The organism is Aeromonas sp. 160P, assembly GCF_055193095.1.
Genome location: NZ_JBUXKV010000001.1, coordinates 296,995 through 310,299, shown reverse-complemented (window position 1 = coordinate 310,299; position 13,305 = coordinate 296,995). Strand labels below are relative to the sequence as shown.

The window sequence follows — 13,305 nt, the reverse complement described above, 5'->3', positions numbered from 1 at the left end:
TCTCACCAAGCAATATAACCGTTCCGCATCAAGTCGAAGACATAACGCATATTGTCATCGCTAGGTTCATCCTGTCCCAGAAAGTGCACCTTGATACCCAGATATTGAGCCCAGGCGACCCCCTTTTTAAATTCACGCCATTTATTATTTTTGGCACATGCCTCCAGATAGTGATTAAGCAGAGGGCGCTGATATTGGCCTGCTGCATATTTAGCTGCATCAAAGGCAATGGATAGCTCTCGATAAACACCGGGCCAGTCGTTGGAGTGATAGAGGGTCTCGGCTTTCAGCCAGTGCACCATCCAGGCGCAGATAGATGGCAACTGGTAGCGATCTATTTTGGCGATAAACCTGGCCACCTCAGATGGCTCACAGATGGTTTTTTTTAGCTCCAGAAATTCGATAAGGCATTCGATGAATCCTTCTGGGATATGTTTTCTTTGCTGTTGCTGTCTATCAAAAAACTCGAAGATAGGACCAACTATATCTTCACCATACTTGTTCACAAACCATGCCTTTTGGTGATTGGACAAAATATGTGGCTTTTCCATAATGAGAGACTGAATGTGTCTGGCAGCTGGTATCACTCTATCAGCTTTCTCGCACCAGAAACGTTCTGCATATTCAGCGTGGATACTGTCTATCATCCCGGAAGGGATTTGTGGATGATGTGCCATTTCACTAAAGAAGTGAGAAAGCTTTTCCATCGGCTCTTTTAGCCAGTCGGTATGACGCTTGAATTGTGCCAGCAACTCATTCAGATAGTCGCGGCCATAGAGCTCATCAATGTCCTGACTAATGATGGTGGCGACCCTTGCCACAAACAGGGTCAACAGTATGCTCTCTTTCTGCTCAGCCAGATGGGGATAAGCTTCCAAGGCTTGCATGAAATTGCGCTGCAACGCTTCCCAGCTGGGAATATGTTTGCCGGTGAGCCAGTTCTGGGCACTATCCAGTTGATTGGCCTTCAAGTGATCATTACTCTTAGCCTCCTCGGAGGGATAGTGAAACTGGGTCTGATTCACGCCGCTTAGCTGATATACCCATGTCATCGCCTTGCCGAGCGGCCAAGTGACCGAGTTATCGTCAGTCGTAGGCAAAAACCAGTATGGCTCTGTAGGGGAAGTAAGAGCCTCACTGGCAAGATTGATGCGTGCCGGATGTTTGTGAAGGGAGACTACCAATCTGGGAATAAAATATGAAGACAATATCCAGTGCAGGCTTCCTTTTGTGTCCTGATAAGTGCCATCATCGGTAATAACATTACCATAAACCAGAACAAGGTCTCCGATAACATCTGAAATAACCTGCAATACCTTGCGATTTTTAATGCTGGCAGAGAGGATTTTAATAAATACATCGCCCAGTTCTTGAAAACTCTTATTGATATCCCCCTCTTCTGCTGCAAGCCTTTCCAACGCTTTCTGATATTTCTTTTTCTCTTTATCACTTAATGAGTGAGCATCTTTATACTTGCTTGGAATGATCCCTGTAGCCTTGAAGGAATACTTGACAACTTCACCCAGGGTTGGAAAACCGGCCGTCATATTGAATCTCCTGATAAGCGCCTGGCTTGCCAGGCGCTCCTTTTATTTCTGGTTGGGGTTCAGTTGTTTGCCGCGGTTTCCGTGTACCTTAGCATTGGCCTGATTGGTGCCATTGCTCCCCTTGTTGGGGTTTAGCTGATTGGCGTGATGGTTGGGATTGTGTGGATGTTGAACGCCTTTTCCCGACTTTGACATAAGATGCTCCTGCTTGTTTCTGTGGAGCCTTGAGTCTATCTAGGGCTCGATACTCTGTCTTTCGGAGAGTTGGCGACGAAGATTTTCAACTGTCCATCTCGTGCTAGGTTGATTTTGCCTCGTTGAGCAAAGGGATATGGCGTGTTCGACAAGTGAGTTACAAGGCTGGGTGTATGGTAAGCGTGCACCGACCTAGGCTTGGCGCAGAGCCTGTAAATAATTCTGTGTAACTGCCCACTCCATTACAGGTGACCGTTCAGGCGATCACCGAACTCGATAATAAAGCGATTCAGGGCCGGCTTCCAATTCTGGATCGGCATGGTCCATTTCTTGGAGGCCTGCTGTATCGCGAGAAACGCCACTTTGAGCGCCGACTCATCGGTCGGGAAGAGCTTCCGTTGTTTGGTCGCTTTGCGCAGCACGCTGTTCAGTGACTCGATCGCATTGGTGGTGTAGATCACCTTCCGGATCGCGGGGGGATAATCGAACAGCGTGATCAGATTAACCCAGTGACTCTGCCAGGAACGCGCTATCTGCGGGTACTGGCTATCCCAGCGTTCGCCGAAGGCCGCCAGCGCCTGCTTAGCCTCACGCTCCGTCGCAGACTGGTAGATCTGCTTCAGTTCAGCCGTCACCGCCTTGTAGTCCTTCCAGGAGACGTAGCGCAACGAGTTGCGGACCATGTGGACGATACACAGTTGCACCTTGGTTTGAGGATATTCCACGGCAATGGCATCAGGGAAGCCCTTGAGACCATCCACACACGCGATCAGGATGTCTTCCAGGCCGCGGTTCTTCAGCTCGGTCAGGACCGACAGCCAGAACTTTGCCCCTTCGGTCTCGGCCAGCCACAGGCCCAACAGCTCCTTGTGCCCCTCCATATTGATGCCCAGTGCCAGATAGAGCGACTTGTTGATCACCCGCTGGTTCGCGCGGATCTTCAGCACAATGCAGTCCAGATAGACGATGGGATAGAGCGGATCCAGCGGCCGGTTTTGCCATTCGTGGACCTGCTCGATGACGCGTTCGGTCACCTTCGATACCAGCCCCGCCGAGATGTCGGCGTCATACATCTCTTTGAACGCGTCCACTATATCCCGCGTACTCAAGCCCTTGGCGTAGAGGGCGAGGATCTGGTCGTCCATCTGGGTCAGGCGTGACTGCCCCTTGCGGACAAACTGAGGCTCGAAGGAGGCGTTACGGTCACGAGGCGCCTGGATGGTGACCTCTCCATGGTGGCCTTTTAGGCGCTTGGTGGAATAGCCATTGCGATTGTTGCCGGTCCCGCGGCCTTGTGGGGCGTGTTTCTCGTAGCCCAGATGCTCGTCCATCTCGGCATTGAGCGCGGTCTCCACGGTGAGCTTGATCAGCTGTTGGGTGAGTGTGCCGAGATCTTTTTCAGATTTGATGTCTTTGGCCAGCTCAGCGGCCAGTGCTTTGAGTTTGTCTTGGTCCATTTGCTTACCCACGAAGGTATCCTTTTGAAAAAGTTACTTATTCGTGGGCGGTTACACAATTGGATTTACAGGCTCTTGGCGCACACAATTCGATACAGATGAGGTAATCCATTTTCTCGAAGTAAGCATGCACAACTGCGCGCGGCCAACCCTGAGGGCAACGCTTCGGAAGCGGTGGCAACCGGATCAACCAAGATGGTGGCCAAATTCACTATGCCACTACAATCTGAATCACCTAGCCACGGCGTTGTTGCCCAAATCGATGCAGCTTGAATGGAACTAACTGAGGGCGCGGTGATCTGATCACCACCATCCTCTTCAAGTCTGCATCATGGGCACCTCGCTTCACCCCATCACCAACTGGCCTAAATACAACAGGTCTCTGATTAACCGTGGCTCACTCACCTTCTGGGTTGATGCCGAGGCCATGAGCAATTGGTTTCACCACGACCATCATGGGCGACGGGGACGCAGCCAGCTTTACACTGACCAGACCATCTGTACCTTCCTTATGCTCAAGGGGATTTTCAACCTCACTCTGCGGGCCACCCAAGGACTACTCGACTCCCTGTTCGAGTTGATGAACGTACCGCTTTGTGCCCCCGATTACAGCTGCGTCAGCAAGCGAGCACGCACAGTGACGGTCGCTTATCGACAGCCCCCAAAGGGACGTATTACCGACTTGGTTATCGACTCAACCGGGCTGAAGGTGTTTGGTGAAGGCGAGTGGAAGGTCAGAAAACACGGCGCCGAGAAGCGGCGAGTGTGGCGCAAGTTGCATCTGGCGGTAGACCCGGTGACTCACGATATCGTGGCGGCAGAAGTGTCGCTGGAGAATGTGCATGACGCAGAGGTGTTGCCGACCTTGCTCAATCCTCTGCGGCGCAAGCTGGGGCGTGTTTATGCGGATGGCGCCTATGACAGCAAAGCCAGCCATCGGTTGATTGCGCGTAAAGGGGCGACGGCGTGTATCCCGCCTCGCAAGAACGCAGGACTATGGAAAAAGGGCCATCCGAGAAATGAGGCGGTGCTGGTGATGCGCAAGGAGGGGCTAGCGCACTGGAAGAAGATGTCGGGATATCACCGTCGCTCGCTGGCAGAGACGGCGATGTATCGGTTCAAACAGTTGCTGACGGGGAAAATCAGTCTGCGAACATACAACGGTCAGGTAGGGGAAGTGATGGCGTATGTTGGTGCAATCAACAAACTGAACACCCTTGGTCTGCCTGTCAGAAAGCCCCGAGTGTAGCGGTCACCTGGGGCTGGGGACGTTGTGACCTGATAGCTGATTTGGGCAACAACGCCCCTAGCCACTCAACCGAACGAAATAGTCGGCGCTTCAGTTGTGCCTGCACGTGTTATGGATGTGATTGCCATGCTGACCCAACAAGAGATAGTCCTGTACCAAGCTGCGCAGGATTAAATAGGCGAGAGCGTTCTTCTAACAGACCGCGAGGCATCGGTGTTATTGTTGTAGGAGTGCTACGTTGATCTAGATCTCGGGGTTCTTCAAAACCCCTGTCGTAAATAAGCCCTCCTTTGCCAGTAAATAAGCCTCGCTGATGTAAAAGCCCACTTCCTGCATCGTCTAGCCAATACCAAAATAATCTGATATTGGCGGGCAACCGTGTACAAAGTTGCATAAGAGCATGATTTCTCTGGTCTCTATCTTGCTTGCCTTCTTCTTCTGCGAAGACATGTAGTTCGACGTCCGTTTTTTGGCAAAGAGACATCATTTCTGAAAGAGTATTCAGACAACCAGAGCGTGTTGGACACAGATAATTGTCATAGATGGTTACTTTTTCTGCATCCAGCAATAATGCTTTTGCCGCTCCGGCAAGAGATGCTGCATTACGGACATACTGTGTGTTGGGAACAAAATCATCATCCTCAAGACTTTGCCAGTCAGAGATGTAGTGCGGGCGTTTATCTGTAATCCCGTCAATAATGCGATGGAATGGTTGCGCTTGATGGCTGGTTGCTGCGGCTTCGTGCCATGGAGTTCCGGTGTATTCACGGTTAAAGCTAACCAAGCGTGATTCTTTAATTCTGCGGAGTTTCTCGGTCGCCCGATCAACCTGATGTCCATTCAATGATGCATTGAGGTGTCTAGAGACTTCTCCAAACCAGCTTTTAGGGAACCGCGAGAGAACCGCTCCTTTATCAAATCCCAAACGGGCCTCTAACAGGTTGAGGTCGGCCATATTTCGGATTTGGTTCGGGGAGATAGCAAATTCGAGATGCAGCATTAGAACAGCTCCTCCCGGCGTTCAGCAAAGAAACCATTAGGCCAAGGGGCATCAAATTCCCCTTCGTCAGTTGTCTTGATCGGCAGCAGGCGCGTTTTTCCGTTCTCCTGCTCGCAGAAAATAATCTGGATATCTTCTTTGCGGCAATAACTGCTGTGATTATCCGTGATGTCACCCTCTGCGGATTGGCGGCGTCGCTTAAGCAACCTTAACATCAGGTGCTCACTGTGGGTTTCTACCAGAAACATCCGCTGAGGATCTTTGCGGCAAGCAGCCAGCATCATATCGGCGAGGCTAAGTTGCCATCTGGGGTGGATATGCAGTTCGGGCTGTTCGCAAGATACCATCACACCTGATTGATCCAGACAGGTGGTGGCAATAAAGGGGAATACTTGTGAGACACCTACACCAACATCACAGGGGCGTAGCGGTGTATTTGCATTAGCTTCGGTTAATTGCACCTGGCGTTGTTGTAGGGGGGGAGCCCCTTGAATGCTGGCCGTAAAGCGATAACTGGAATTGAGCAGGTTCATATGGTTAAAGCATTGGTTAACCTGCTCACGGTATACGTCAGAACCAAAAGCAAAGTGGTCCCAGCCTGCCGTACCATCGTACCAGCGATCTCGCTTAGGGAAGTCTTCGAGGATGGTATCTCGACCAGGTACAATGCGTAATGGACCGATATGAAGCAAATTTTTTAACTTTCCACCCAGAATCTTTAAAGGTGCCAAGGTTGCGCAAGATATTGCAGCCTCAGCAAAGAGATGTGATGCTATTTCTGTCGGTGTTATTTCACCAGACTCTAAGGGTGAATTAGGTAAATGAATTCGTTCAATAGGCGGGAGTGCATGGCGATAAGGAATGAAAGTAATGCCATTATTCTTGTCTGTGAATAAATGTTGTAACGCCGAATTAACTTCATCACTCCAATGTGGTAAGGGTGAAAAACTATGGATATAAGCTGAAGGTGTTCCAGCGGTGGCTTCTATTTTTATATAGCTTAGCCCTTTGCATGAACATTCAAAACGGCTAACAAAAACACATCTGTTGTATTCATCCCATGCTAATTCTATTTCGAAAGACATGATTTCTGGAGCTGTTTCAGCTGAAAAGCCCATGTTGCTTTCTAGTAACCAGTTTTCTGGATCTGTTGTAAACGTATTTAATTGCTCGCCTTCGTTGTCTCGGAAGTCCAGCGTTGCACCAAGAGTGATGGTATTGGTGAGATCTTTACCATGCACCAGATTATGAAAGCCACCTAACCAGAGTTGCTCACCAGTAATTGAGCTGTATTGCGGATCAAAATTACGTTCGACAATGATTTCATAGAGATAGAGCAGCGCCTGTAGAACTGTGCTCTTGCCGGTACTGTTAGCACCAAAGAGCAGGGTAATCGGGGCCAGGGGAATATGGGCTGTTTGTGCAACCCCCTTAAATCCGCCTATGGTCAATGCGCTAATTTTCATCCTAATATCCTTGTATGGTTATAATACACCAGCAAAAGATTTCTTAGAAAGTGATGCAAAGAGAATGTCTAATTTGTATCTAGATTTCTCATGCTTTAATAATCGACGGTTTGTTTCTTGCACTATGCTCTCGAAACGGTTCTGTAATTCAATGGGGGGGAGTGGGATCCTAATATTCTGCAATTCCTGAGCGTTTATGTTAGCCATGCCGACAATACTTTTGCTCATATTTAATAGTGTTTTCTTTCCATGAGCAGAATTAAGGTATCCAGATAGATAATAATTATTACCTAGTTCATTTGTTCGGATTCTAACCAAGTAACCCGCAAAGGCCATCGGATTATCCTCTTCGAATACAGTTGTTTTTCCCACCAACTCTTTGCTGTTTGTTCTATTGAACAACAAGTCCCCTTTTCGAACTAAAAATTTTTCCTTATCACTATCATGTAAGTCAATGAATTTTAAATCAGACAGATCTAGCCTGCCCTGATAGGTAATGTTACCCATTCTGAGGATCGGGTAATCACCGGTATCTTCGGAAGCTTTTGCTGATGAACCATAATTTGCTGATTCAACTAAATCCCTAATTGTTCCTTGTGGGAATCCCTTCAGATTGGTGAAGGGATCGCCAAACATATCGAGGAATACGCTGCGCAGAAAGTCATCGGCGAGGGCGATGGCTTGCTGGCGCTTCTGGCGGATGGCATCGGCCTTATCCAGAATCGTGACAATACGTTTTTGCTCTTCGAGTGGAGGAAGAGGAATTTCGTGCTCCCAGAAAATTTTCATAGAGACGCGGGGCATCTTAGCTCCTGCGACCTGCTCATTTACCCAGCGAACAAATTGCTCGGAGCGTAAATAGTAAGCGAGGTATTTTTTATCCAATCGCTCGGGGTCAGGCAACATTGGTACAAGTTCTGTTGTTGCCAAACCAAGTCCGTCAGGAACCACAACTTTATTCAGATATGGCCGCAGTTTTGAATAGAGCACATAGTTTTCATCAAACCAATGTGTTGATGTTCCTGCCTCATCTGCTGAGCAAAAGAGTTTATCAATCACTCTACCCGTATGTGATTCCACCATATCCAAATTGAGTAACCAGACTGAATTTGAGTCAGCTATTTTGGGACTTTTAATTGGTTTCGCTGGTGCGACAATGCCCAGCTTTTCCATCGGCCACTTCATAGCATTTTCTCCAGCTCTGCCAGATCGGCCAATATGTCTGCTTCTAGCACCTTCAGCTTGGCCAGAATCACCTTTGGATCTTCGTAGCTCTCCTCCTGATAGACCACCTCTTTATAGCGGTTGATGGAGAGATCGTATTTCTGGGCGGCTATCTCGGCCTTGGGCACGATAAAGGCTTGCTGGGTGCGATCCTGATAATCCCGCTCAACGCCCCTCTCGTCTTTCAGATGCTCGTTATTGGGGAACTGCTCGGCGAGCTGGCGGCTGAGCTGGTGGCCGATAAAGTTGCCGACCGGCATATGAGCCTGTTTGCGGTAGTGCTGCCAGCTTGAGACCAGATGGGGCAGATCGTTGGCTGCAATCTGGTTGCGCCTGTCATCGAGGCTGTAGCCGTCGTTTTGCAGATCGTAGAACCAGACATTATTGGTAGAGCCGCCCTTGGTAAAGATCAGAATAGCGGTGGCGACCCCGGCATAGGGCTTGAAGACGCCGGAGGGGAGGTTGATCACCGCCTCCAACTGGTTGTGCTCCACCAGCAGCTCGCGCAGTTGCACATGGGCCTTGGATGAGCCGAATAGTACCCCCTGCGGCACCACGGTGGCGCTGCGCCCGCCGATTTTGAGCATTTGCAGGATGCGGGCGATAAACAGCAGCTCGGTCTTCTTGGTCTTGACCTTGGCGGTGAGCTTGGGGTCGATGTCCTCTTCATCCAGAGTGCCGGTAAAGGGCGGGTTGGCGAGGATCAGGTGAAAGCCTTCGTTGCTGGCGTCCGGGAAGCGATCGCGAAAGCCTTGGCTCAGGGTGTCTTGATAGTGGATATCGGGCTGCTCGACCCCGTGCATGATGAGGTTCATGGCAGCGATACGCAGCATGGTGGCATCGAAGTCGTAGCCGTGGAACATGTCGGTATCGACGTGGTGGCGATAGTCGGCGAGCAGATCCCCGGCGAAGACTTTTTGCTCTTCCAGCTCGCCGCGTTCGTTGGCAACGACCTGGCTGTGGACGTTGTCGGCACTGGTGTAGCGTTCGACGATGTATTCGTAACTGTTGGAGAGGAAACCCGCTGTGCCGCAGGCAGGATCGCAGATCCGTTCATGGCGGGCTGGGTTGGGCTCCATCATCTCAACCATGGCGCGAATGAGGTGGCGCGGGGTACGGAACTGGCCGTTGATCCCGGCGGTGGTGAGTTTGGAGAGCAGGTATTCATAGAGATCGCCCTTGGTGTCACCTTGGTCAATGGGGAGGGACTTGAGCATCTCTACCGCGCTGACCAGTAGTCTCGGGTTGATGATCTCCAGCCGGGCATTCTTCATAAAGTGGCTGAGGATGGAGCCCTCGTGGTTGAGGCTGCGGAAGTGATCGAAGACACCGTCGCGCACCGTCTCCAGCATCTCGTCCGCCCCCAGATTGGCGTAGCGGGAGAAGCGATAGTCCTGCTCGAACTCGGCAAAGCGGTGTTTGAAAGGAATGCCCGCCAGCACCTCCCGCTGCTCGTCCTTGCTCTCCTGCATGTCGAGCATGCGGGAGTACATCAGGAAGGTGATCTGCTCGATCACGGTCAGCGGGTTGGTGATGCCGCCGACCCAGAAGGCTTCCCACAGCTTGTCGATATTACTTTTCAGTTCGCCGGTGATCATGATTGTTCCATACAAGATTGAGAGGCTGCTGGCGCGTCAGTGGGCGGCCAACAGACTAGAATAAGCGGCCCGCACAGGGCGGGCCATCAGTGCCAGATTGGAATGGCCGCGATTGTACCGCGATTTTTGGCAGGATGGGCATTGATGCCCCTTCCGCTTTTTAGGGCACAGCCTTTCCGGTTTCAACGGCAAGCCCGTCGACGATGGCCTTGAGGGCCATTACCTGTGCCATATCGGGGAAGACCCCGGTTACCCCCTGGCTGTTGACCGAGGTGAAGGGTTGCTCGAACAGTTGTTTCATCTCGATGGTGCCAAAGGTGCGGATATGGTTTTTCAGCAGATCGAGGAAGCGCATCTGAACCGCACTGAGGTGATGTTCGGCGGCGAAGGCGGTGAAACGCGCGGCCACCTCCTCTCCATCCATCCCCACCAGGGTACGCAGGATCTTATCGAGCCCGGCACTGGCTTCGGGATAGAAGTCGGTCAGCACCTTGATATCGACATTGGGGTTTTGCACCAGCACCAGTTTGCGCAGTTCGTCCAGTTCCTGGTCGGTAACCGGCTGACCACGACGGATCTTTTGCAGCACCCGGTTGCTGTCAAACAGGGGTTCCAGCACGCCCTGTACCTGCTTGCGGTAGAGTTTGAAATCCACTGATTTGATATTGGTCTTGCGCTGGCCGGTCTGATACTCCCCCTCGTCTTCCTTAATGTTGGTGACCAGCGGTGGGCTCGAAGGAGTGGGGGTTTTCTCCATCAAGTGCATGATATCGCGCAGGGTGATGCGAGCGTGTTCCAGCTGATCGAAATCAGCCTGCTGCCACCAGAGCAGCTCGCGCAACTGATTGATCAGTTCGCCGTGTTGCTGTACCTGAGCCAAGTGGGGCGGCAGCAGTTCCACCTTTTCCGCCACCTTGTGGTAGCTCTGCATCAACTGCTCCGGGTTGTCATAGAGCGCCTGCTGGGCGGCGATCATGTCCATATCAAAGCGCAGAGCATCACCTTGGCCGCGTACATCGAGCCACTGCATCAAGGGGGCCATTTCGGTGAGCAACGCCTGCTGGGTAGCCGGTGAGAACTGGCGCAACAGCTTGGGGTCGCTGAGACGAGCTTTCTCCTTCCAGTGCTCCTGTACCGAGATGGATCTGTCATCCAGCGCATCGAGTTGGGAGCGCAGTAGCAGGGTCACCTTGTCGAGCGCATCCCGGTCAAATTTCTTCAAGGCGCTGCGCCCTAGTTGCAACCAGGCCTCGAAGCGTTGCTGAGCGAGGGATTTGCTGACCGCAGGCTCCACCTCTTCGGGCTCCTGCTCGAAGTAGTCGAACACGCCCCAGTGATCGAAGATGCGGAACTTCTCCTTGTGCTTGCCCGGCCCGAACAGATCTTTGCACAGGCGGGTGCCGCGCCCGATCATCTGCCAGAACTTCACCTTGGATCGCAGCGGTTTGGCAAAGACCAGATTGACCACTTTGGGCACGTCGATGCCGGTATCTAGCATGTCTACCGAGATGGCGATGGTAAGGTCGTGGTTTTTGCCATCGCCCTTGAAGTCGTCGATCAACTGCTCGGCACGGGGGTCGTAGTTGTCGATCACCTGGCAGAACTTACCCGCAAACTGGGGGTATTGCTCATCGAACACGGCTTGCAGCAAGAGGGCATGCTGGTGGTTGCGGGCGAAGATGATGGTCTTGCCCGGCAACTGGCCATCCTTGTCCTTGATGCCGTTCTCCATCAAGTTGCGCATGATGGCGGCATTGGTCGGCTTGTTGTAGATGGCCTTGTCGATACTCTGGGCATCGAAATCGAGCTCGTTGGGGTCGATGCCGTCATCTTCCAGTTGAGCTACTTGCTCATCGGTCAGGTTGTCGCGTTTGATCCCCTCGCGCAGGAATTTGGTGGTGTGAGTCACCACCTCGTAGGGCACCAGATGATCATCTTCGATGGCCTTTTCCAGCGAGTATTCGGCGGTGGGCATCTTGTAGTCACAACCGAATAGCTGGCAGGTGGAGCGGCTAACCATCTCGACTGGCGTCGCGGTCAGGCCCACTTGCAGGCAGTCGAAGTATTTGAACAGATCCCCGTAGACGTTGTAGATGGAGCGGTGGGATTCATCGGCCACGATGAGATCGAAATAGCCCACATCGAACTGCTCCATGATATTGAGCATGCCGGGATAGGTGGCGATAAAGATGCGGGCGGTCTGCTGGGTCGCCTTGTCACTGGAACCGACTACGCAGAGAGGGTCGCTGATAAATTCGTTGAAGGCGTTGCGGGCCTGTTTGCGCAGCTCCTTGCGGTCGCATAGAAAGAGCACCCGTTTCACCCAGCGGGCATCGAGCAGCAACTTGGTCAGGGCGATGGAGACGCGGGTCTTGCCGGTGCCGGTGGCCTGCACGATCAGGGCGCTGCGCTTTTTATTGCTGAACGACTCCGCCACGCGACGAATGGACTCCAACTGATAGAGGCGAGTGCCGCCCCCGGCAATATTGGTGTCGATGGGGGTTTGCAACAGATCCTTTTTGCTGGTGCGCTGCTGGATCAGGTGTTGCAGGCTCGCCTTGCTGTAGAAGCCGAACAGGCGGCGTGGTGGATAGCCATGAGCGGGATGATCATCCCAGATAAAGATGTCGTAGCCATTGGTGTAGAAGATGACCGGGCGCTGACCGTATTTCTCCTCCAGCCAGTCGGCATAGAGCTTGGCTTGTTGGCGTCCTGCTTCGGCATCGACCTGAGTGCTTTTCGCTTCAATCACCGCCAGCGGCTGGTGGTTGTCATCCCACAACACATAGTCAGCGCGCCCCTTACCTGTCTTGGTGGGCTGCTTGAGGGTGGCTTCTTCCTGACTGACTTGTTCGGTATCGCTGCCATCATCCGAGATATCCCAGTTGGCATCGAGCAGGCGGGCATCGATAAGGCGGCGGCGAGTCTCGGCCTCGTTCATGTCGAGCAGGCTGACCGCTTGCTGGTTCTTCAGACGGGATTGTTCTAGGCGAGCTTTGAGCTCGTCGGCCTGCTCTTTGGCTTGCTGCAGGTCACGCAGAATAGCGATCTCACGCTCTTCGGCAGCCTTGAGGGCGGCACAGGCTTTTTCCAGCTCATGCGCCTTTTTCTTCAACGCATCCGTTGTAAGTTCAACGGGTTGCTGCGCTGGCTGGGTAAAACTGCCACATTCCTGCTGATTGCCGTTGTCGTAGCGGATATAGAGCCAGGCGGCGATCAGCCACCCCTCTTTGAGCAGCCAGACTGAGTGCTTCTGCTCGCACTTCTCGCCGTGAGCGGCTTTGTTGCCGTATTGACGCAGGATATCGAGTTTCCCGTGAATGGGCTTTGGCATCAGGTCGACAAATACATCGTCCTTGATGAGATCGAACAGGTTGGGTCGATAGCCTTGGGGCAAACGCTCTTCCCGGTAAATCCAACGCACGATCAACTCGACCATGTTGCGCAGTTTTACCAGTGAGGTCTCCGGGTCGTTGTAGACATATCTCTCCGCCATTGCCCCCAGATCGGCTATCTCGGGCCATTTGCGGCGCAGCATTTCGAAGTTCAGTGACTTGTTTGGCATGGTC

General features: G+C 52.2%; 8 protein-coding genes. 1 reads left to right on the top strand and 7 read right to left on the bottom strand.

Annotated elements, in window-relative coordinates:
- Window positions 1-2 precede the first annotated feature (2 nt).
- Both ACY8FN_RS01460 and ACY8FN_RS01455 read right to left on the bottom strand, forming a co-directional pair.
- Window positions 3-1,547 carry a hypothetical protein gene (locus tag ACY8FN_RS01460; protein WP_463099049.1) on the bottom strand — a complete coding sequence of 515 codons (1,545 nt, stop codon included), beginning with the start codon at window positions 1,545-1,547 and terminating at the stop codon, window positions 3-5.
- Between the two features lie 437 nt (window positions 1,548-1,984).
- The gene (locus tag ACY8FN_RS01455) at window positions 1,985-3,199 is read right to left on the bottom strand and encodes an IS256-like element ISAs3 family transposase (RefSeq protein ID WP_463099048.1); all 1,215 of its coding nucleotides are present in this window, start codon (window positions 3,197-3,199) and stop codon (window positions 1,985-1,987) included.
- 331 nt (window positions 3,200-3,530) lie between these two features.
- Here ACY8FN_RS01455 and ACY8FN_RS01450 point away from each other — a divergent pair, with 331 nt between their 5' ends.
- Window positions 3,531-4,448 (top strand): IS5 family transposase, encoded by a 918-nt coding sequence (locus ACY8FN_RS01450; RefSeq protein ID WP_463099013.1) that lies wholly within the window; start codon window positions 3,531-3,533, stop codon window positions 4,446-4,448.
- A gap of 109 nt (window positions 4,449-4,557) precedes the next feature.
- Here the strand turns inward: ACY8FN_RS01450 and ACY8FN_RS01445 are convergent, their stop codons facing one another.
- The 5 genes from ACY8FN_RS01445 to ACY8FN_RS01425 form a co-directional block, all read right to left on the bottom strand.
- Window positions 4,558-5,448, bottom strand: a complete 891-nt coding sequence (locus ACY8FN_RS01445) for a hypothetical protein (protein ID WP_463099047.1) — start codon at window positions 5,446-5,448, stop codon at window positions 4,558-4,560.
- On the bottom strand, window positions 5,448-6,914 hold the full coding sequence (locus tag ACY8FN_RS01440; RefSeq protein ID WP_463099046.1) for an AAA family ATPase: 1,467 nt from the start codon (window positions 6,912-6,914) through the stop codon (window positions 5,448-5,450). The genes ACY8FN_RS01445 and ACY8FN_RS01440 overlap by 1 nt, the downstream gene beginning before the upstream one ends.
- 18 nt (window positions 6,915-6,932) lie before the next feature.
- Window positions 6,933-8,099 carry a restriction endonuclease subunit S gene (locus ACY8FN_RS01435; RefSeq protein ID WP_463099045.1) on the bottom strand — a complete coding sequence of 389 codons (1,167 nt, stop codon included), beginning with the start codon at window positions 8,097-8,099 and terminating at the stop codon, window positions 6,933-6,935.
- Window positions 8,096-9,736: a type I restriction-modification system subunit M gene (locus ACY8FN_RS01430; protein ID WP_463099044.1), complete on the bottom strand. Its 1,641-nt coding sequence runs from the start codon at window positions 9,734-9,736 to the stop codon at window positions 8,096-8,098. Before ACY8FN_RS01430 ends, ACY8FN_RS01435 begins: the two co-directional genes overlap by 4 nt.
- A 160-nt stretch (window positions 9,737-9,896) precedes the next feature.
- The gene (locus ACY8FN_RS01425; RefSeq protein WP_463099043.1) at window positions 9,897-13,301 is read right to left on the bottom strand and encodes a DEAD/DEAH box helicase family protein; all 3,405 of its coding nucleotides are present in this window, start codon (window positions 13,299-13,301) and stop codon (window positions 9,897-9,899) included.
- Between the last annotated feature and the right edge of the window lie 4 nt (window positions 13,302-13,305).